22 protein-coding genes and 1 rRNA gene are annotated in these 22,057 nt (G+C 29.5%); 10 read left to right on the plus strand and 13 right to left on the minus strand.

The window, feature by feature from the left end; translation table 11 throughout:
- The first annotated feature begins 5 nt into the window (after nucleotides 1-5).
- Nucleotides 6-1,058, plus strand: a complete 1,053-nt coding sequence (gene ytvI / locus ACREWB_RS10460; RefSeq protein ID WP_431547387.1) for a sporulation integral membrane protein YtvI — start codon at nucleotides 6-8, stop codon at nucleotides 1,056-1,058.
- A gap of 47 nt (nucleotides 1,059-1,105) precedes the next feature.
- Entirely contained in the window at nucleotides 1,106-1,708 is a 603-nt protein-coding gene (gene yyaC / locus ACREWB_RS10465; protein ID WP_431547388.1) for a spore protease YyaC, read from the plus strand.
- 138 nt (nucleotides 1,709-1,846) lie between these two features.
- Here yyaC and ACREWB_RS10470 read toward each other — a convergent pair whose 3' ends face one another.
- From ACREWB_RS10470 to rpmH, 13 genes are all read right to left on the minus strand, one after another.
- Nucleotides 1,847-2,104: a YkuS family protein gene (locus ACREWB_RS10470; protein WP_431547389.1), complete on the minus strand. Its 258-nt coding sequence runs from the start codon at nucleotides 2,102-2,104 to the stop codon at nucleotides 1,847-1,849.
- Between the two features lie 65 nt (nucleotides 2,105-2,169).
- Nucleotides 2,170-2,670, minus strand: coding sequence for a DUF4446 family protein (locus ACREWB_RS10475; RefSeq protein ID WP_431547390.1), 501 nt, complete (start codon nucleotides 2,668-2,670; stop codon nucleotides 2,170-2,172).
- A 39-nt stretch (nucleotides 2,671-2,709) separates the two neighbouring features.
- On the minus strand, nucleotides 2,710-3,558 hold the full coding sequence (locus ACREWB_RS10480; RefSeq protein ID WP_431547391.1) for a ParB/RepB/Spo0J family partition protein: 849 nt from the start codon (nucleotides 3,556-3,558) through the stop codon (nucleotides 2,710-2,712).
- 6 nt (nucleotides 3,559-3,564) lie between these two features.
- Nucleotides 3,565-4,332: a ParA family protein gene (locus ACREWB_RS10485; RefSeq protein ID WP_431547392.1), complete on the minus strand. Its 768-nt coding sequence runs from the start codon at nucleotides 4,330-4,332 to the stop codon at nucleotides 3,565-3,567.
- Nucleotides 4,333-4,549: 217 nt separating this feature from the next.
- Nucleotides 4,550-5,329 (minus strand): nucleoid occlusion protein, encoded by a 780-nt coding sequence (gene noc, locus ACREWB_RS10490; protein ID WP_431547414.1) that lies wholly within the window; start codon nucleotides 5,327-5,329, stop codon nucleotides 4,550-4,552.
- A gap of 99 nt (nucleotides 5,330-5,428) precedes the next feature.
- Entirely contained in the window at nucleotides 5,429-6,148 is a 720-nt protein-coding gene (rsmG, locus tag ACREWB_RS10495; protein ID WP_431547393.1) for a 16S rRNA (guanine(527)-N(7))-methyltransferase RsmG, read from the minus strand.
- Between the two features lie 27 nt (nucleotides 6,149-6,175).
- A complete protein-coding gene (mnmG, locus tag ACREWB_RS10500) occupies nucleotides 6,176-8,080 on the minus strand; it encodes a tRNA uridine-5-carboxymethylaminomethyl(34) synthesis enzyme MnmG (protein WP_431547394.1) in 1,905 nt (634 codons plus the stop codon).
- 8 nt (nucleotides 8,081-8,088) lie between these two features.
- Nucleotides 8,089-9,465 carry a tRNA uridine-5-carboxymethylaminomethyl(34) synthesis GTPase MnmE gene (gene mnmE / locus ACREWB_RS10505; RefSeq protein ID WP_431547395.1) on the minus strand — a complete coding sequence of 459 codons (1,377 nt, stop codon included), beginning with the start codon at nucleotides 9,463-9,465 and terminating at the stop codon, nucleotides 8,089-8,091.
- Nucleotides 9,466-9,589: 124 nt separating this feature from the next.
- Nucleotides 9,590-10,216: an RNA-binding cell elongation regulator Jag/EloR gene (jag, locus tag ACREWB_RS10510; RefSeq protein WP_431547396.1), complete on the minus strand. Its 627-nt coding sequence runs from the start codon at nucleotides 10,214-10,216 to the stop codon at nucleotides 9,590-9,592.
- Nucleotides 10,217-10,265: 49 nt separating this feature from the next.
- Nucleotides 10,266-10,934 carry a membrane protein insertase YidC gene (gene yidC / locus ACREWB_RS10515; protein ID WP_431547397.1) on the minus strand — a complete coding sequence of 223 codons (669 nt, stop codon included), beginning with the start codon at nucleotides 10,932-10,934 and terminating at the stop codon, nucleotides 10,266-10,268.
- Nucleotides 10,935-10,954: 20 nt separating this feature from the next.
- Nucleotides 10,955-11,164, minus strand: a complete 210-nt coding sequence (yidD, locus tag ACREWB_RS10520) for a membrane protein insertion efficiency factor YidD (protein ID WP_431547398.1) — start codon at nucleotides 11,162-11,164, stop codon at nucleotides 10,955-10,957.
- Nucleotides 11,136-11,495, minus strand: coding sequence for a ribonuclease P protein component (gene rnpA, locus ACREWB_RS10525; RefSeq protein ID WP_431547415.1), 360 nt, complete (start codon nucleotides 11,493-11,495; stop codon nucleotides 11,136-11,138). The genes yidD and rnpA overlap by 29 nt, the downstream gene beginning before the upstream one ends.
- Before the next feature lie 64 nt (nucleotides 11,496-11,559).
- A complete protein-coding gene (gene rpmH, locus ACREWB_RS10530) occupies nucleotides 11,560-11,694 on the minus strand; it encodes a 50S ribosomal protein L34 (RefSeq protein ID WP_431547399.1) in 135 nt (44 codons plus the stop codon).
- A gap of 540 nt (nucleotides 11,695-12,234) precedes the next feature.
- On the opposite strand from rpmH, the gene dnaA reads away from it, so the two are divergent.
- The 8 genes from dnaA to ACREWB_RS10570 all read left to right on the plus strand — a co-directional run.
- Nucleotides 12,235-13,587 carry a chromosomal replication initiator protein DnaA gene (dnaA, locus tag ACREWB_RS10535; protein WP_431547400.1) on the plus strand — a complete coding sequence of 451 codons (1,353 nt, stop codon included), beginning with the start codon at nucleotides 12,235-12,237 and terminating at the stop codon, nucleotides 13,585-13,587.
- Between the two features lie 283 nt (nucleotides 13,588-13,870).
- Complete coding sequence (dnaN, locus tag ACREWB_RS10540; protein ID WP_431547401.1) at nucleotides 13,871-14,980, plus strand: DNA polymerase III subunit beta; 1,110 nt, start codon at nucleotides 13,871-13,873, stop codon at nucleotides 14,978-14,980.
- A gap of 46 nt (nucleotides 14,981-15,026) precedes the next feature.
- Entirely contained in the window at nucleotides 15,027-15,233 is a 207-nt protein-coding gene (yaaA, locus tag ACREWB_RS10545) for a S4 domain-containing protein YaaA (RefSeq protein ID WP_431547402.1), read from the plus strand.
- A 142-nt stretch (nucleotides 15,234-15,375) separates the two neighbouring features.
- The gene (recF, locus tag ACREWB_RS10550; RefSeq protein ID WP_431547403.1) at nucleotides 15,376-16,467 is read left to right on the plus strand and encodes a DNA replication/repair protein RecF; all 1,092 of its coding nucleotides are present in this window, start codon (nucleotides 15,376-15,378) and stop codon (nucleotides 16,465-16,467) included.
- 39 nt (nucleotides 16,468-16,506) lie between these two features.
- Nucleotides 16,507-16,770, plus strand: a complete 264-nt coding sequence (remB, locus tag ACREWB_RS10555; protein ID WP_431547404.1) for an extracellular matrix regulator RemB — start codon at nucleotides 16,507-16,509, stop codon at nucleotides 16,768-16,770.
- Nucleotides 16,771-16,791: 21 nt separating this feature from the next.
- Nucleotides 16,792-18,699, plus strand: coding sequence for a DNA topoisomerase (ATP-hydrolyzing) subunit B (gyrB, locus tag ACREWB_RS10560; RefSeq protein ID WP_431547405.1), 1,908 nt, complete (start codon nucleotides 16,792-16,794; stop codon nucleotides 18,697-18,699).
- A 58-nt stretch (nucleotides 18,700-18,757) separates the two neighbouring features.
- Nucleotides 18,758-21,358: a DNA gyrase subunit A gene (gene gyrA / locus ACREWB_RS10565; RefSeq protein WP_431547406.1), complete on the plus strand. Its 2,601-nt coding sequence runs from the start codon at nucleotides 18,758-18,760 to the stop codon at nucleotides 21,356-21,358.
- A gap of 641 nt (nucleotides 21,359-21,999) precedes the next feature.
- A 16S ribosomal RNA gene (locus ACREWB_RS10570) occupies nucleotides 22,000-22,057 on the plus strand; the annotation flags it as partial.

Raw genomic sequence — 22,057 nt, forward strand, 5'->3', positions numbered from 1 at the left:
TTTACATGGATAAATTTCTACAAAAAATTGATAAATTAGCTATATTCTTTATTTTGTATACTTTCATTTTTGTAATATTTTTTGGAACAATAGACTACACCCTTCCTTTTGTACTAGCTCTTATTTTAGCGTTAATTCTTAAAATTCCAACAAAATATTTAATGGAAAAATTTAATGTTAAAAGTACTGTAGCATCATTATTAACTACAACAGTTTTTTTCACAATAATTGTTGTATTACTAACTTTAGTAATTACTACTCTAACTTCCGAAACAATACAACTGGCAAAGAATATACAGTTATATATATCTTCTAACAAAGATAGCATAGTCAATTTTTTAATAAATATGCAAAATTATTATAAAAATCTAGATCCAAGTATACTCAGTAATATCGAGTCAAATATCACTGAGTATATTACTAAAACCATAAATATTAGTTTTGATGCCTCCACAAAAATATTTTCACAGACTTTAGGTTTTGTTTCCGCTATACCCTATATTCTAATGGTTTTATTATTTACTTTACTTGCCACATATTTCTTCACAAAAGATTTATCATCTTCAACTAAAAAACTATCAGATTTAATTCCTAGTAAAAACGGAGATAGAATAACCTCCATTTTTGAAGAATCAAAAAAAATGTTTAAAAATTATTTACTTTCTTACTTATTAATAATCACTATAACATTTTTAGAAACCTTAGTTGTTTTTTTAATTTTTAAAGTTAAGTATGCCGTTACACTAAGTATATTGTGTGGAGTATTGGATTTATTACCTATTTTTGGTATAGGAGCTATATACCTTCCTTTGATAATAATATTTTTTATATCGCATAATTATGTAGCAGCTTTAGGCCTTTTAATATCTTATATAATTATCACTATAGTAAGACAAATTATTGAACCTAAAATTGTATCTACCTCACTAGGAATTCATCCCGTAGCGGTTTTAGCCTCTATATTTATAGGACTCCGAGCAAACGGTATTCTTGGAATGTTATTCTGCATGTTTTTAGTAGTGTTTTACAATATATTGAAAAAAGTTGAAGTTTTGTAGAATAAAAAACCTCCTACATGGATAAAATCCAAATAGGAGGTTTTTTTATGGTAGATAAAGTTATTTTAGATTCTATGTCCAAAGATTGCACTTATAAGTTAAGAGATATTATAAGTCAGTATATTATTCCCATAGCTAAATGTTCACGTCCTATTGTAGTTTTATGTATTGGTACTGATAGGTCTACTGGTGATAGTTTAGGCCCCCTTGTTGGAAATAAGCTTAAATTTTTAGTTAGAAATGAAATCCATGTTTATGGTAGTCTTGAATGTCCAGTACATGCTAAAAATTTATGTGAAACAATTGATGAAATTAACTATTCTTACACCAATCCTTATATTATTGCAATTGATGCTTGCCTAGGTAGTTTGCAAAATGTAGGTAAAATCATTGTTGAGGAAAAGCCCTTAAGCCCTGGGGCAGCTATGAATAAAGATCTACCTAAAGTGGGTGACCTAAGCATAACAGGCGTTGTAAATATATCTGGTGCCTTTGAATTTATGGTACTTCAAAACACAAGATTGTATACAGTTATGATGCTTGCTGATGCTATATCAAACGGTTTATATCATTCAATACTCAAATCTATAGGTGGAAGAAGATTTAATTCTCTTTATAATGAATCAACTATAAAGGATGTTGAAATTTAATTCCAGTATGTTTAAAGAAATAACAAGTAAAATATAACGTTATACTTTACTTGTTATTTCGATTTATGTTTCTAAATATATTTTTAGTAATGTTTGTACATATTTATTCGTTAATCTAAAACCATACCAGAAGTGATTTTAAAAAATATTACTATACACTCTATTACACAATATATATTCTATTTCATCAATAGTTTTACTTCCACTATCAATGATTAGTGTTCCTTCTCTTCTAATGTTATTTTGCATATTCAATTTTATTAGTCCACCGTCTTTAAGATTACATATAATTGCGTCACAACAGACATTATTTTCTCTATTATTTATTACTGTATGACCTCTTTTAATTAGCTCATCTTGTAAAATTACAAGTTCTTGTGAAATACATATTACCATAAAAAAACCCCTTTGTTTTTATTCTGTCCTAAAAGAGATTTTTTATTATACTATATTCATATTTTTTATTTAGAATTCATAGCTTGCTCTAACACTTTGCTCTCTTCCTGTGATAAGTCATACCTAGATATCCCTTTATCCACCGGTTTAGCATAAGTAGTGCTTTCGTTTCTACCATATATACTGGTTAATATAACCCCATTTTGGTTTCCATCAAGCAGTGCTATTGAAAAACTTAAATCACTCCCAACATCTTCAAAAGCTTTATACCTTATAATTGAAGTCCTTTGAACACAAGTTTTTAGCTGCCCATTTAATCCATTAAACATTTGTTTCATAACATCATTTTCTTCTTTAACTTCATCAATTTTATCTAAATATGATATAACAACATCTTCTAAATTCTTTTTATTTACCCCTCTCATTAGTTTTCTATATTTGTTCTCTAATTTATTTAAAAACCTATATGTCATTATAATTATTACTGTTAAAATAAAAACAACAACTATAAGAGATAGTATTATATATACCTCTGCATTACTTATAAAATTAAATATACTCTGCATTTTAAATTACATCCTTCCTATTATGTTTCACGTGAAACATTATATATTAAAAACTTCTAAAATTCTTTCAAAATCTTCTTCTGAGTAATACTCAATTTCTATTTTACCTTTGTTTTTATTCTTAGAGTTTATAAAAACTTTAGTGCCAAAATGATTCTCTAACTTATTCAATACATCTTTATAGTATATATTGTTTTGTTTTTCCACTACTTTTACCTTTTTTTCGCTATCAAAATTTTTCACTACTTTCTCTGTTTGTCTAACATTGAGACTATCATCTATAACCATTTGCGCAATTTCATATTGTATTTGTTTATCGTTTATTCCGAGTATTGCCCTTCCGTGCCCCTCAGATATTACCCCATCTATTATGTAATCTTGAACTCTTTCATCTAAGTTTAGTAATCTCATACAATTTGTTATAGCTGTTCTTGACTTGGACACCTTTTTACTAATATCTTCCTGCGTAAGATTGAAATCTACTATTAGTTTCTTATAAGCTATTGCTTCTTCAATAGCATTTAGATCTTCTCTTTGAATGTTTTCTATTAATGATATTTCTAATATTTTTTTGTTATCTACATTCATTATGACTGCTGGTATATTAGTTAGCCCAATACTTTTAGCTGCTCTGAATCTTCTTTCACCTGCTATAACTACATATATATCACCTTCTTTATTTAATATGATAGGCTGTATCACACCATGTTCTTTTATTGATTGTGCCAATTCAGATATTTTCCCAGGATCAAAACTTTTTCTTGGTTGATCTTTGTTAGCTTTTATCAAATTCATAGATATTTTTATAATTGAGGAACCATCCTCTGCAAATTCTTCTTCTGGTATTAAAGCACCAAGACCCTTACCTAGCCCAAATTTTTTGCTCAACACTAATCATCTCCCTTGTCTATTTAAAAATTCATTTGCTAATTCCGCATATGCCTCTGCACCCTTGCATTTATCATCATACAACATAATTGGAAGTCCAAAACTTGGTGATTCTGCCAATCTTATATTTCTAGGTATAGTTGTATCGTAAACTTTATTATTAAAATATTTTTTTACTTCTAGTACAACCTCATTACAAAGTTTTGTTCTATTATCATACATACTTAAAATTATACCCTCAATTTCCAGCTTTTTATTTAAAGATTTTCTAACAAGCCCTATGGTGTTAATTAGTTGACCAACACCTTCCAAAGCGTAAAACTCACATTGAATAGGTGTAAGTACAGTATCTGAAGCAGTAAGTGCATTTATAGTTAATATTCCAAGTGACGGAGGGCAATCTATAAAAATATAGTCAAATTCACCCTCAATTTCTTTTAGCTTTTTCTTTAGCATATTTTCACGATTACTTGTATTGATTAATTCTACTTCTGCACCTACAAGCTCCATTGTAGAAGGTACTACGTATAGATTCTTTATTAGTTCACATTCTTTTATAGTTTCTCTTATTGAAATATCCGATGTTAATAAATCATATATTGATAAATCTATCTTTTTTTTATCAAAACCCAATCCACTTGTGGTGTTACCTTGAGGGTCAATATCTATTGTTAAAACTTTTTTGCCTTGCATAGCTAAATATGCACATAGATTTATATTCGTAGTAGTTTTACCTACCCCACCCTTTTGATTGAAAATACATATAGTTTTCATGACTACACCTACCATTCGTAATATTATTCTTATTTTCATGAGTTATTTTCGCTATAAAGTTTTTTTTTATAATATAAAATTCCTTAGAGAATATAAAGCTCTTTATATTCTCTAAAGCTATTATATATTTATGTACCACAATTTAATAGTCTTTTCTCAAAAAAAATATAAAAAAAGAGAATGTTTCACGTGAAACATTCTCTTTTTTATATATTTGTTATTTTTTAGGTATTTTTATTGTAACTTCTATACTATCTTCTAATTCCTTAGATCTATATTCTGCATTTATCCCATACTTATCAAAAACTTGTTTAATCGTATTTATATATACTCTAGGAGCAAAAATTCCTTTGATTTTTTTCTTTCCCCCCACAGCTACTTCATCTCTGCATAACTTTAATAATTCTCTTTCAATAAGTTGTTCTGCATATTTAACATTTAGTGATTTATCAATAATTACTTTAAGCACTTTCTTTTGAATGTTTATATTGGGTAATTTTAAAAGTGCTCTAGCATGTCTTTCAGTAAGTTTGTTTTCTACCAAGACATTAGTTATCTCTTTATCTAGTTTTAAAAGTCTTAGTTTATTAGCTATAGTTGATTGTTTTTTTCCTATTATTTGAGCTAACTTTTCTTGTGTGTAGGAATGATCTTGAATAAGATTAGAATAAGCCACTGCTTCTTCCAAAAAATTTAAATCTTCTCTTTGCAAATTTTCTAATAATGCAATTGCAGCAGAATCTTTATCTGTAATATCTATAATTATTACTGGAACCTGCTCTAGTCCTATTTTTTTTGCTGCTCTTAGTCTTCTCTCTCCCGCTACCAATTCATATCTAGTTTCTCCACTCTTTCTAACTGTTAGTGGTTGAATTATTCCATAAGATTTAATTGACTGCGACAGTTCTTCAATAGTTTCTTCATTAAAATGCTTTCTAGGCTGATAAACATTTGGTGAAATTAATTCAATAGATACATAATTAACGTTGTTTTGCATAATATACCATCCCTCAAGTTTTTTCCTTATATTAACAATTCTCTCTTTCTGTCTAATATCCTTCTTTTTTTTTATTAAATCGTATGACAAATTATGACATTATAACAGCGGATTTTTAGAAACTATACCTGCACCTCTAGGATACTGCTTATGAGTTACAGAAATTTTACTTATTATTATAAGATTATGCTTTAAATCACTGTCTTCAATTTGCACTTTTTCGATATGTTCTATTCGTCCACCTAATTTCCTTATTGCATTTTGTGAACACTTAATTTCCTCTTCAGCGGCAGGTCCCTTCATTGCAACAAAATATCCTCCAACCTTTACATAGGGTATACAATATTCACTTAAAACTGTTAAATTAGCAACAGCCCTTGAAACTGCAACATCAAACTTTTCTCTATACTGATGCTCTTGTGCAAAATCTTCTGCCCTACCATGAATTGCACTAATATTCTTTAGATTTAAATCCTTAATTACTTCGTTTAAAAATTTAATTCTTTTATTCAGTGAATCTAATAGGACTATATTTATTTCGGGTTTCATTATTTTCATAGGTATACCAGGAAACCCACCTCCAGTCCCTATATCTATTACACTTTTCGCACTCTTTAGCTCCTCAAAATTAAAAACTTTCATAGAATCAATAAAATGTTTTTTTACTATATCTTCATCTTCTTTTATAGCTGTTAAGTTTATTTTTTTATTCCATTCTTTTATAAGATCTTTATATCTCATAAATTGTTGGTATTTTTTTTCAGTAAAATCAAGCCCTACATTATTACTAGCCTCATTTAATATATCAAAGTATTCCATATTCCACCTCCATGTTCATTTTATAACTTAAATATTAACTTTAGGTATCAAACTATTTTTAATTCTATTTTGTTGCTCAATATATATCATTAAAACAGTCATATCTGCAGGTGATACCCCTGATATTCTAGAAGCTTGACCTATACTTTCCGGTTTGATTTTACCTAATTTTTGCATAGCCTCTATCCTTAACCCTTTTATTTGATCATAATTTATATCTTTTGGTATAAGTTTGTTTTCAAACTTCTTAAATTGTTTTATTTGTTCTAATTGTTTCTGGATATACCCTTCATACTTTGAAACAATGTTAACTTGCTCTTGTACATATTTATCTAATTTAGGCCTATCAATATCAAGTTTTGAAACTTTATAATAATCAAGCTCTGGTCTTTTTATGAGCTCATATAGGCTAATGGGCTTTTTTAGTGGTGTAGAGTTACAAGAAATCAAAAATTCCTCTATCTCTTTTTTATTTGTGATTTGTAAGTGTTTAATTCTATTAATTTCTTCTACAAGTTGCATTTTCTTTTTCACAAATAAATCATATCTATGTTCTTTAACAAGGCCTACCCCATATCCTATTTCAGTTAGCCTTAAATCAGCGTTATCTTGCCTTAGAAGCAATCTATACTCTGCCCTTGATGTCATCATCCTATATGGTTCATTAGTACCTTTAGTAACTAAATCATCAATTAAAACTCCTATATACGCATCAGATCTTTTTAATATTAATGGGTCCTTGTTTTGAATAATAAGTGCAGCATTAATTCCTGCCATAAGCCCCTGAGCTGCCGCTTCTTCATATCCTGAGGAACCGTTTATTTGCCCTGCTGAGAATAATCCGCTAGTGTTTTTAAATTCCAATGTAAGTTTTAAATCCGTGGAATATATGCAATCATATTCTATTGCATAAGCAGTTCTCATAATTTCTACATTTTCAAGTCCTGGAACAGTTTTTAATACTTCAATCTGAACCTCTTCAGGAAGTGAACTTGACATACCTTGAACATACATTTCCTCAGTAGTTTCACCCTCAGGTTCAATAAATATTTGGTGTCTCTGCTTATCCGCAAATCTCATTACTTTATCTTCGATAGAAGGGCAATATCTAGGTCCCGTACTAGAAATAGATCCATTATATAGTGGCGACCTACCAATATTCTCTCTAATTACATTATGCGTATTTTCATTTGTATAGGTCAGATAACATGATACCTGTTCCCTATTTATATCTTCACTTATAAATGAAAATGGAACTATCGACCTATCTCCACATTGCTCTTCCATTTTGGAAAAATCAACTGATCGTTTATTTATTCTAGCTGGAGTTCCTGTTTTAAACCTTCGGAGTCTAATCCCTATTTCCTCTAAGGATTTAGAAAGTTTGTTAGCTGGAAGAAGTCCACTAGGACCTTCTTCAAATCTAAGATCTCCAATTATTATTTCTGATTTTAAATATGTTCCGGAAGCAATAATAACAGCCTTAGTCTCAAAGTACCCCCCATTTTTCGTAAGAACACCTTCAACTTTTCCATTCATTACATCTATAGAAACTACTTCTAATTGTTTTAAATATAAGTTTTCTTGTTTTTCTAATACATTTTTCATTCTTTCAGTGTACGCTTTTTTATCCGCCTGTGCTCGAAGCGAAAAGACAGCTGGACCTTTGGACGTATTTAACATTCTAGATTGTATAAATGTATTATCAATATTCACTCCCATTTCACCACCAAGAGCATCTATTTCTCTTACTAAATGTCCTTTAGCAGTTCCACCAATATTGGGGTTACAAGGCATTAATGCAACACTATCTAAATTTATAGCACAAATTAGTGTTTTACATCCCATTCTTGCAGCTGCCAGCGCTGCCTCGCAACCTGCATGACCAGCCCCAATAACTACAACATCGAAATTTCCTGCAATATATTTCATATCTATCCCTACTTTCCTAGACAAAATTCCGAGAATATCTTATGTATAATATCTTCTTCTAAGGATTCTCCCGTAATCTCACCTAAATTCGTCCATGCATTTCGTATATCAATTGATGCCAAATCTATAGCCTTAGTATATTCTAATGCTTTTAATGATGATTCCAAACTTTCTTTTGCTCTTATTAAAGCCTGTTTATGTCTATTATTTGTAACAAATATTCCTTCAGTTTTTATTTCACCTTTGAAAAATAAGTCTTTAATGTATTCTTTAACATGATCTAATCCTTCACCTGTTTTTATAGAAACATTAGTTATATATTTTGATTTAAGATTTTTCAGTTCACTCTCGTCTATTTTACCACCTAAATCACTTTTATTTAATAGTACAATATATTTTTTATCTTTTATATATTCAATGATTTGTCTATCTTCATTAGAAATCTTACTACTTAGATCTAAAATTAAGATAACTAAATCAGCCTCATCAATTTTTTCCTTTGATTTTTCTACTCCTATTTTTTCAACTATATCTTCTGTATCTCTAATACCTGCAGTATCTACTATTTTAATTGGTATACCGCAAATACTTATATATTCCTCTATTGCATCCCTTGTAGTACCTGGAACATCGGAAACAATAGCCCTTTTTTCTTTAACAAGAGCATTAAGTAGTGACGATTTTCCTACATTAGGTTTTCCAACTATAACAGTGCTTAAGCCTTCTCTTAAAATTTTACCTTCGTCTGCAGTACTTAAAAGTATGTCGATTTCACTTATTAATGCAGTAACATCTTCATTTACCATTTCTGCAGTTACTTCTTCCATATCCTCTTCAGGATAATCCACTGTAGCTTCTATATGTGCAATCACAGTAAGTAATTTATTTCTTATGATTTTTATTTCCCTGGAAATTGTACCTTCTGATTGCATAAGGGCTGATTTTAAACTTAGTTCTGTCTTAGCCCTTATTATGTCTATAACTGCTTCAGCCTCACTTAAATCAATCCTACCATTCAGGAATGCTCTTTTAGTAAATTCTCCTGGCTCTGCCATTCTTGCCCCTGCGCGAATAATTTCTTTCAAAATTATATTAGTACCGACTACTCCACCATGACAATTTATTTCAATAGTATCTTCTGCCGTAAAGCTTTTGGGACCTTTCATATAGGAAATAATAACTTCATCTAATCTATTTCCATTTTTATCAATAATATGACCATATCTCATGGTGTAAGGTTTTAAATCATGAAGTCTTCTGTTATTTTTGCCTATAAATATACTGCCTACTATTTCTATAGACTTATCACCAGACACTCTAATTATAGATATACCACCTTCACCTATACTAGTTGCTATTGCAGCTATAGTATCGAATTCTTTCATTAAATACTACCTCCTAATTTTATGCGTATCTATTATTATATCCTCATTAGCACATTATATCTATATAGTTTCTGTAATTTTATTACATCATTATAATTATTTTTATAATTTAAAAAGAAAGCCCTTAGGCTTTCTTTAAATCAACTACTACTCTTCTATATGGTTCATCACCTTCACTAAAGGTATAAATATATGAATCATTTTGAAGCGTAGAGTGTATTATTCTTCTCTCATAAGGATTCATAGGTTCAAGTTTTAATACTCTACCACTAGCCCTTACCTTATAGGCAATTTTAGACGCAAGTCTTTTTAGAGTCTCTTCTCTTTTTGCTCTATAATTTTCAGTATCTAATATTACTCTTCTATATTCTTCATTATGATCTTTGTTTACAACTAAGCTTACAAGATATTGAAGAGAGTCTAAAGTCTCGCCTCTATATCCTATTAATAGTCCCATATTAGGTCCAATTAAGTTAATTTTGATTTCATTATTTACTTCTTTAAGTGATATTTCTGCTTCCATATTCATAGCTTTAAGTACATCAGTAAGGAAAATATTTGCTTCAAATAAAATATCTCTTTTTACTGACACTACAATTTTAGCAGGTTTTACCCCTATAATATTTAAAAACCCTCTACTACCTTCATCTATGGTTTTAACTTCTACTTTATCTCTTGTAACTTTAAGCTCATTCAATGCATTATTAATTGCATCCTCTACGGTTTTTCCCATCATTTCTATAACCTTCATATTGTACTACACCCGCCTTTCTAAATATCAAAATTATTAGGCACTTGTGTTAAATCTTTTTTTTTGAATCATCTAATTTATTAATCCACAGTGTTTGAAGTATTTGTAGTATGTTATTTAACACCCAATATAATACTAATGCCCCTGGAAAGTTAAGACTCATAAATCCCATAAAAATAGCCATTACAACATTCATTGTTGACGTTTGTTTAGATTTTGAATCGTCTCCTACTACTTTTGGTTGCATAACTTTTGATGAAAAATATGTTGTAACCATAGATAATACTGGTAATATCATCTTAGGGTCCTTTAATGTTAAATCCTTCATCCATAAGAAACCAGCGCCATTCATATCTAAGTTTCTAAATACATAAAACATAGCAAATAAAACAGGCATTTGAATAATCATTGGCAAACATCCACCCATTGGATTTACTCCATTTTCTTTGTAAAGTTTCATAACTTCTTGCTGAGACTTTTGCGGATCACTTTTATATTTTGCTTGGACTTTTTTAACTTCTGGTCCAATTGCACCCATTTTAGCAGTTGATTTTGTTGATTTAATACTTAATGGTAACAATAACACCCTTATTAAAATTGTAAAAACAATTATTGTTAATCCAAAAGATACATCTTCAATAGGTATGATACTGTGCACTCCACTATGTATAAAGAAAAATAGCTTTTCAAGTGGAACGGTTAAAAAATCAAAATTCAAATAAAAAACCTCCCGAATGGTTATTTAACTGGATCAAATCCACCCTTATTAAAAGGGTGACATCTGAGTATTCTCTTTACTCCCATAATAGAGCCTTTTAGCGCTCCATATTTTTCAATAGCTTCTAAAGTATACTGAGAACATGTAGGGTAAAATATACAACAAGGCCTTTTAACAGGTGATATATATTTTCTATAAAGTTTAATGCCCAGTATAAATATTTTTTTCATTATTAATCAAACCTGCCTTCTTTAGCAAATTTTTAAGTGCACTCTCTATTTCTTTATAATTTTTAGAATTGGAAGGATTTCTTGCAATGAAAACCAAATCATACCCAGCCTTTAATCCCTCACTATTAAGCCTATAGCTTTCAGAAATAAGTCTTTTTACTCTACCTCTAATTACACTATTTCCAACTTTTTTACTCACAGATATTCCTAATCTATTAATATCTTTACCGTTTTTATAAATATATATAACTAATGATACGTTAGAAAAAGATTTTCCTCTCCTATATACTGTTCTAAATTCAGCATTCTTTCTAATTCTGTATTTCTTCACGTTAATGTTCAAATTAGCCGCCCTCTTTTCCGCAAATTGCAGAAAAAGGCCACATTAGCGGCCCTTATGCTGTCAATCTTTTTCTACCTTTTTGTCTTCTTACTTTAAGAATGTTTCTGCCAGAAGCTGTTTTCATTCTCTTTCTAAATCCGTGTTCTTTCTTTCTTTGTCTCTTTTTTGGTTGGTAAGTCATGAACATATCTACTACACCCCCTCGTTTTAAATCTTACATTATAGCAATCACGTTACAATCGCATATTTATAGTTTTACTATTAGATTATATATTCATAGCCTTGTAATGTCAAGATAAGCATTTTTATTAATATTGTTGATATTTTTTAAATTTATATATTTTTTTGTGGATAACTTCTTGAACACCTTGCTTTTTTTTGATATTATATAAGAATGGGCTGTGAATAACCTATATAAAAATAAAGTTATTCACAAGTTGTGGACAAAATTGTGAATAACTCCTACAATATTGTCCAAAATTTATACCTTTTATCTGTTTTTAGCTATATAAGTAGATTTATTCGTTATTTAATATGTTGATATGTTTTTTTTTATATTGTTAGTAATTTAAGTCCAATCAAAAATATTAACAAAGTTATTAACATGTGCATATTTTTAATGCTACTTATTAACAAGTTATAAGTTATAAATTTAATGTTTATAACTTTGTTTATACATTGTTTACTGTTACATAAAATTTTTTTTTAATTGACTGGAGGATAGAAAATGAGCACCCAAATTAAAGATATCTGGGAAAAAACCTTAAACATAATAAAAGGCGAACTTACAGAAGTTAGTTTTAATACTTGGATTAAAAGTATAGAACCTATGGCCTTAGATAACAATACTTTTAAATTAGGTGTTCCTAATAATTTTACCAAAGACATTCTAGAAAATAGATATAAAGATTTAATAATGAATGCTGTAAAATTACTTACATCTAAAACATATAAGATAGAATTCTTTATATTATCTGAAGAAGTAGCAGAAATAGAGTCACCTAAATCAAAACGAGAAGCCGAAAGGAATAGCTTAATGGTTAATGACGAAATGTCTGCAACGTTAAACCCGAAGTATACCTTCGATTCTTTCGTAATTGGAAATAGTAATAGATTTGCTCATGCAGCCTCTCTTGCTGTAGCTGAATCTCCTGCTAAGGCATATAACCCACTGTTTATTTATGGTGGAGTTGGTCTTGGTAAAACACATTTAATGCATGCTATTGGTCATTATATATTGGCTAATAATCCTAAATCTAAGGTGGTATACGTATCTTCTGAGAAATTTACAAACGAACTTATCAATTCTATTAAAGATGACAAAAACGTAGAATTTAGAAATAAGTATAGAAATGTAGATGTACTTTTAATTGATGATATTCAATTTATTGCAGGTAAAGAACGTACTCAAGAAGAGTTCTTTCATACATTTAATGATCTTCATGAAGCAAATAAACAAATTATATTATCTAGTGATAGACCACCTAAAGAAATACCTACTCTAGAAGACAGACTTCGATCTAGATTTGAATGGGGCCTTATAGCCGATACACAAGCCCCTGACTTTGAAACTAGAATTGCTATTCTAAAAAAGAAAGCTGATGTAGATAATTTAGTTATTCCTAATGAGGTCCTAGTGTATATTGCAACAAAAATAAAATCTAATATACGAGAACTAGAAGGAGCTCTTATTAGAATAGTAGCTTTCTCTTCACTAACTAATAAAGAAATTGGTATAGATTTAGCTTCTGAAGCACTTAAAGATATTATTTCTAATCGAAATTCAAAACAAGTAACTATTGAACTAATCCAAGATATAGTCTCTAGCTATTTTAATTTAAAAGTTGAAGATTTTAAATCTTCAAGAAGAACTAGAAACATAACCTTTCCAAGACAAATTGCAATGTATTTGTGCAGAAAACTTACAGATATGTCACTACCTAAAATAGGAGAAGAATTTGGAGGCAGGGATCATACAACCGTAATACACGCCTGCGAGAAAATATCTAAAGGTCTTAAAGAAGATGAAAATTTACAAGATAACATAACAGAACTTACTAAAAAGATAAGTCAAAAGTAGCATAATGCCTGTATTAACTGATGTTACTAACAATTGTTGATACTAGTTATATATAATCCTGTGTATAAAATAATACATAAGCTTCAACTGTTGATACTGTGGATAACTGTGGTTTTTTTTTGCATACATGTCCACATTTAGTTAGATGGATTATTGTTCAGGCTTAAAGCCTAGCATAGGTTATTAACATATCAACAGCCCCTACTACTATTACTACTATTTTTGATTAGTATCTTACCTATCTTTAATTAATTTCCCATGTGGACAAGGAGGCCTTTTTTTAATGAAATTTATATGCGAAAAAAACGTATTACAAGAAGCTATTTCAAATGTACAAAAAGCTATTACTGGAAAATCAACTATGACTATACTACAAGGAATATTAATAATTGCAAAAAATAAAGAGATAACGCTTATAGGATCAGATATCGATTTAAGCATTGAAGCTAAAATTACTGCAGACGTTATTGAAGATGGAAGTGTAGTACTAGATTCTAAGCTTTTTGGTGAAATTATAAGAAAATTACCTAATAGTACAATAGAGATATCTTCTGATGATAATAATTCGATTAAAATAGTATGCCAAAAATCTTACGCAACTATAATACACATGAATAGTGATGATTATCCGAGTTTACCTAATGTAATAGAAAATATGATTTTTTCTATTTCTCAAAAAGTATTAAAAAATATGATGAAAGGTACTATATTTGCAGTTGCTCAAGATGAAACTAGACCAATTCTTACAGGAGTATTGTTAGAAATAAAAGACAAAAAGCTTAATCTTGTAGCTCTAGACGGATATAGAGTAGCTTTTAGAAGTGAAAGTGTAGATAACGATTATAGTATAAATGCTGTAATACCAGGTAAAACATTAAGCGAAGTATCAAAAATACTAGAAGAAACCGATGAAAATGTTAATATAACATTCACTCCAAACCATATACTATTCAACATTGGTAGAACAAAGGTTATATCAAGACTCCTGGAAGGTGAGTTCATAAAATATAGTTCAATAATACCTGAAGAATATAATTTAAAAATAACAGCTAAAAGAGCAGAACTTCTAAACTGTATAGAAAGAGCATCTCTTATGGCAAAAGAGGGAAATACAAATTTAGTTAAATTTAATATAGAAGAAGATAACATGGTAATTACATCTAATTCTCAATTGGGAAAGGCTAGAGAAGAAATAAATATAATTTTGCAAGGAGAGCCTCTGCAAATTGCATTTAACTCTAAATACCTAATAGAACTACTTAAAATCATGGAAGAGGAAGAAATCATTATGGAGTTTTCTAGCGGTGTTAATCCTTGTGTGGTAAAAAATAAGGAAATAAATAATTGTACTTATATGGTATTACCAGTAAGAATAAGAGCTACAAATAATTAACAAAAAAATATATTTATAATAATATTTGTGGGAAGAAGGTTTTAAAATGAATGAAATAAAGATAGAGACAGATATAATAAAATTAGATTCTTTTCTAAAATGGGCTGGAATAGCTTGTTTAGGTTCAGAAGCAAAATTTTATATAAAAAATGAGGACATTAAAGTAAATGGTGAAATAGAAACTCAAAGAGGTAAAAAATTAAATAAAGGTGACATAATTGAGTTTAATAATGAGTCTTATAAAATAGTTTAAAATATATAAATGCACCGTAGAAATATTAAACATTCTGCGGTGCACAATTTATGCTTATTATAAAAGAATTTTAAGAATATAATTATACATATTAAATAATATAATTATATATATATATGTTATAATCATTATAGGTGATTATATGTATGTAAAATATTTACAACTCATGAATTTTAGAAATTTTGACAAGTTAGGTATAGAATTAAATAAAGGCACCAACGTATTTGTAGGAGATAATGCACAAGGTAAAACAAATATTTTAGAAGCGATTTATTATTGTAGTTTGGCTAAGTCTCATAGAACCAATAGAGATAAAGAATTAATAAACTGGAATGGCACAGAAGCATATATAAAGCTTTATGTATGTAAAACTAGATTAGATAAAAAGATAGAAATAAAGATTTTTAAAGAAGGTAAAAAAGGAATAAATATTAATTCTATAAAGGTTTTAAAACTATCGGAGCTTGTAGGAAGTTTCAATGTGATTATGTTTTCTCCCGAAGATTTAAATATTGTTAAAGACTCACCTTCACATAGACGAAAATTTTTAGATATAGAACTATGTAAGTTAAGCAGCCGTTACTATTATAGCTTAACTCAATATAAAAAAATTCTAAATGAGAGAAATCTGGCTATAAAGAAATGGAATACAAACGATGATATTATAGATGTATATGATATAAAGCTTAGTGAGTTTGGTGCGGTTATAATAAAAGATAGAATTACTTATGTAGAAAAATTAAATTTAAAAGGAAAAAAAATACATAGTGATATAACGTCTAATAGTGAAGTAATAGAAATTAAGTATCTAACACCCATAAAAGGATCTGATAACATAGGAGAAAAATTGTATTCTCTTCTGTGTAAAAATAGAAAAAGAGATATAGAAACTAGAACAACATCAATAGGCCCACATAGAGATGACTTTTCTATAGATATTAACGGCAACGATGCTAGAATTTTTGGATCGCAAGGACAACAAAGAACGTCAGTTTTAACTATTAAATTTTCTGCACTAGCAATAATAAAAGAATTAACTGGAGAATACCCAGTATTATTACTTGATGACGTTTTGTCTGAATTAGATACAAAAAGGCAAGAATATATATTAAATTCTATTAGTGAAGTTCAAACATTAATTACTTGCACTGGTATCAATGATATTAGAAAACATTTAAATTCTGAAAGTAAAATATTTGAGGTTATATCAGGTGAATTAAGAGAAATTACATAGATTTAAATAAGATAGTATTAATATTAAGGAGGGTATCGTATGTTTTTACATTTAGGGGAAAATGTTGTAGTACCTATAAAAGACATTATAGGTATATTTGACATGGAAACTACTATGTACAGTTCGGACACTAATCAATTTTTAAGAATGGCAGAAGAAGATGGTTTTGTAGAAAGAATAACAAAGAATATGTCTAAATCATTTGTTATAGCTGAGGTAGATAAAAAAAGTAAAATATATTTTTCACCAATATCATCTCAAACACTAGCTAAGAGAACAGAAACTGTATATTATGCGCTTTAGAGTAAATTAGGAGGAACATTCATGGAATTAAATAATATTTATGACGAAAGTCAAATACAAGTACTTGAAGGATTAGAGGCAGTAAGAAAAAGACCTGGTATGTATATAGGAAGCACTAGTATTCGTGGGCTTCATCATTTAGTCTATGAAATTGTAGATAATAGCATAGATGAGGCAATGGCAGGTTTTTGTAAGAATATTAATGTTTTTATACATGCAGATAATTCTATAACAGTTATAGATGACGGTAGAGGTATGCCTATAGGAATACATCATAAAATGAAAATACCTACTGTAGAAGTTATAATGACAGTACTTCATGCTGGTGGGAAATTTGGTGGTGGAGCATACAAAGTATCAGGTGGTCTTCATGGTGTTGGCGCATCTGTAGTTAATGCGCTATCTGAAATTTGTGAAGTAGAAATTAAGGTAGATGGCGAAATATGGAAGCAAACTTTTTCAAAAGGAAAAACTACTAGTACACTTGAAAAAATAGGAATAACGCAGGAACATGGGACAAAAATATATTTTGCTCCTGATGCAGAAATCTTCGAGGAAATAGATTTTGATTATGAAACAGTTTCTCAAAGATTAAGAGAATTAGCTTTTTTAAATAAAGGTATAAGAATAACCCTTGAAGATGAAAGAGAAGATAAAAAGCAAGAATTTTTGTATGAGGGAGGAATAAAATCCTTCGTAGAGTATTTAAATAGAAATAAGGGTAAAGTTCATCCAGAGCCTATATATATACAAGGAAGTAAGGATGATTATATTGTTGAAATAGCATTACAATACAATGATACATACACAGAAAATATATTTTCTTTTGCGAATAATATAGATACTGTAGAAGGTGGAACACATCTAGTTGGTTTTAAAAACGCACTAACTAGAATAGTAAATGATTATGCTAAAAAATTTGGATTTTTAAAAGATAATGATAAAAACTTATCTGGTGAGGATGTACGAGAAGGTCTTACAGCTGTAATATCTATAAAGCTTACAGATCCTCAATTTGAAGGTCAAACAAAAACTAAACTTGGCAATAGTGAAGTAAGAGGCATAGTTGATAGCATAGTTGGTGAGGCTATCAGTAATGTTCTAGAGGAAAATCCTGAGCTAGGTAAAAATATAATAGACAAGTCATTAAATGCAGCTAGAGCAAGGGATGCAGCAAAAAAAGCAAGAGAGCTTACGAGAAGAAAATCTATACTTGAAAGTACAACTCTTCCTGGGAAATTATCAGATTGTGCTTCAAAAGACCCTATGGAATGTGAAATATATCTAGTCGAGGGTGATTCAGCTGGTGGTTCAGCAAAACAAGGTAGAAATAGAAAATTCCAAGCTATACTTCCTCTTAAAGGAAAAATAATGAATGTTGAAAAGCAAAGAATTGATAAAATGCTAGCATCTCTTGAAATTAGAGCTATGATAACTGCATTTGGTGCGGGTATAGGTAAAGATTTTGATGTGAAAAAAATAAGATATGATCGTATTATTATTATGACAGATGCTGATGTAGATGGAGCACATATTAGAACATTACTTCTAACATTCTTTTATAGATACATGAAAGAGTTAGTTGAGGAGGGACATGTATATGTAGCTCAACCTCCACTATTTAAGGTTTCAAAGGGTAAAAAAGAGCAGTATGTATATAGCGAAAAAGAGCTTGAAAAGACACTTTTGGAATTTGGTGGAAAAGACTCCAACACTGATATACAAAGATACAAAGGTCTTGGGGAAATGAATCCAGAACAGCTTTGGGACACAACAATGAATCCCGAAGAGAGAATTCTCCTTCAGGTCTGTGTAGATGATGCAATGGCAGCAGATGAAATATTTACTATTCTCATGGGTGATAAAGTAGAACCACGAAGAGAATTTATTCAAGAAAATGCTAAGAAAGTACTTAACTTAGACGTATAGATTATTTAATTATATTCAGAAATGTCGTTAAAATATTTTGTTTAAAGAGGTGTAACATATGAACAATCAGGGAAAAGTTTTACCTGTAGATATAAGAAAAGAAATGAAGAAATCCTATATAGATTATGCTATGAGCGTTATAGTAAGTCGTGCACTTCCAGATGTTCGTGATGGTCTTAAACCCGTTCACAGAAGAATATTATATTCTATGCATGAACTAGGGTTAACACCAGAAAAAGGATATAGAAAGTGTGCTAGAATCGTTGGAGACGTTTTAGGTAAATATCACCCACATGGTGATACTGCGGTTTATGGAGCACTTGTTAGAATGGCTCAAGACTTTTCACAAAGATGTATTTTGGTTGATGGTCATGGTAACTTCGGTTCTGTAGATGGTGATTCAGCAGCAGCAATGAGATATACAGAAGCTAAAATGAGCAAAATTACAATACAGATGCTTCGTGATATTAATAAAGAGACAGTGGATTATGTTCCTAACTTTGATGGGGAAGAAAAAGAACCATCAGTTTTGCCATCAAGATTTCCAAATCTTTTAGTTAATGGATCAACTGGTATTGCAGTAGGTATGGCAACAAATATACCTCCACACAACTTAATAGAGGTTATAGATGGAGTATTAATGCTTATTGAAGATCCAGAAGTAGAAATAAGCGATTTAATGACAAAAATAAAGGGTCCAGATTTTCCTACAGCAGGAATAATTTTAGGAAGAGCAGGAATAAAAAGTGCTTATGAAACTGGAAGAGGAAGAATACTTGTAAGGGCTAAAACTGACATTGAAGAAAATAAAGGCAGAAATGCAATTATAGTAACAGAATTACCTTATCAAGTTAATAAAGCAAGACTTATTGAAGGTATTGCAGATTTAGTAAAAGATAAGAAAATTGATGGAATATCAGATCTTAGAGATGAATCAGATAGAGAAGGTATGAGAATTGTTATAGAACTAAAAAGAGATGCAAACCCCAACATAGTTTTAAATAGGCTATTTAAACATACAAGGATGCAAGACACTTTTGGAGTTATAATGATAGCACTTGTAAATGGAGAACCTCAAACTTTAAATTTAAAACAGTGCTTGGTTTATTATTTGGATCATCAAAAAGAGGTAATAAGAAGAAGAACTCAATTTGATCTTGATAAAGCATTAGCTAGAGCTCATATTCTAGAAGGTATAAAGATTGCATTAGATCATATTGATGAAGTAATTCGTTTAATAAGAGCAGCAAAAAGTATCAGTGAAGCTAAAGAAAGTTTAATGAATGCTTTTGATCTATCAGAAAAACAAGCTACTGCTATTGTTGATATGAGACTTGGAAGACTTACAGGTCTTGAAAGAGATAAAATTGAAGATGAGTATAATGAATTAATGAAAACAGTGAATTATTTAAAAGGAATATTAGCAGATGAAACAGTACTTCTTAAAATAATAAATGATGAGCTTTTGGAAATCAGAAATAAATATGGTGATACTAGAAGAACAGCAATAGAGAAAAATCCATATAGCTTAGATGAGGAAGATTTAATTCAAGAAGAAGATGTTGTAATAACATTGACTCATGCAGGCTATATAAAGAGACTTCCAGCTGATACCTATAGCGCTCAAAAAAGAGGGGGTAGGGGTATACAAGGTGTCACTACAAAAGAAGATGATTTTGTAGAACATATTTTTATAACCTCAACTCATAATAATATTATATTATTCACAAATACAGGTAAAGCATTTAGATTAAAAGCATTTGAGATTCCAGAAGGTGGAAGAACAGCTAAGGGAACAAATTTAGTTAATATTATACCTTTAGCGAGCGACGAGAAAATTCAAGCTGTTATATCTCTTAAAGAATTTACGGAAGATAATTATCTTATAATGGGTACAAAACATGGATTAGTCAAGAAAACATCACTTGATAAATATGCTGCTATAAGAAAGAATGGGTTAAAGGCAATAAATTTAAGAGAAGATGATGAATTAATCGGAGTTGCAATAGTAACTGGATATAGTGAAATGTTATTTGCTACTAAAAATGGTTATTCTATAAGATTTAGCGAAAAAGATGTAAGAGGCATGGGAAGAACTGCAACGGGAGTTAAGGCATTAACGCTAAGACAAGATGATATCGTAGTTGCTATGAATATTGTTACACCTGAAGAGGAACTTTTAGTTATAAGTGAAAATGGTTTCGGAAAAAGAACCTTAGTTTCAGAATACTCACTTCAACATAGAGGTGGTAAAGGAGTAATAACTTATAAGGTATCAGAGAAAACAGGAAAACTTGTAGGTGCTAAAATAGTAAAAGATGGCGATGAAATGATACTTATAAATAGCAATGGTATTGTTATAAGGTTAAATGTTGCTGGAATATCAACTACAAGTAGGAATACTATGGGAGTTACTTTAATGAGGAGTGGAGAAGGAGATAATATAGTTGCTATAGCTAAAATTAATTGTAGTGACGAAGTTAATTGTGAGGAAGGGGTTAATTGTAGTAGTGCAATTGATACAGTTGAGAACTCTTTACAAGAAGAAATTGAAGAAACTCCATTTACTGAAGATAATGAATTAGAATTAGAGGATAGAGTAGAAGATGAAATAAATAATGAAACAGAAGATGAAACAAATAATGAAACAGAAGATTAAAATAGTAAAAAGCTTATTCGAAATTATTTCGAATAAGCTTTTTTTATATATTCATATTCCTTGTATGAAGCAAAATCAAATGAAAATAAGGGATAGTTATAAATTCCTTATAAAAACTAGAGGTGTTTTGTGAACAATCATTAAAATTACAATATAACTAACCTAGTGTATCACTATGAGTAAATTGGAGAAAAAGAAAGATATATTTCGAAAAATAAGAATAATCTATGGGAATATAATAATAGTGTAATTACAGTATCTAAGAGATTTGATATAATAGTTTTTGTCGCTCCGAGTGAGTAGCTGTAGCAGTTTATTTTTAAAAGTTAAATAATTTTCTAAGTTAGAAATAATGTTTAAAAAAATAGAAAAATATGTTGACAATTTAAAAATTAAATAGTAGAATTGTAGAGGTCGTCACTTAATGACAAAACAAATTGGTCTTTGAAAATTAAACAGAGAAATAGGTAAAGAATAGCAAAATAATATTTTGCTAAACCAGTTAATTACTTTAGTAAAAAGTAAATTTTTAGTCGTAAGACTAAATAGTATGTAATGAGCTTGAGTTACCAACTTAATTGTTGGTGTACAACTTAACAGTTGTCTCAGATTAATCATTTCAAACTAAAAGTGTAAACTTTTAAATTGAGAGTTTGATCCTGGCTCAGGACGAACGCTGGCGGCGTGCCTAACACATGC

Source organism: Clostridium sp., assembly GCF_050717635.1.
Taxonomy (GTDB): domain Bacteria; phylum Bacillota; class Clostridia; order Clostridiales; family Clostridiaceae; genus Clostridium_AD.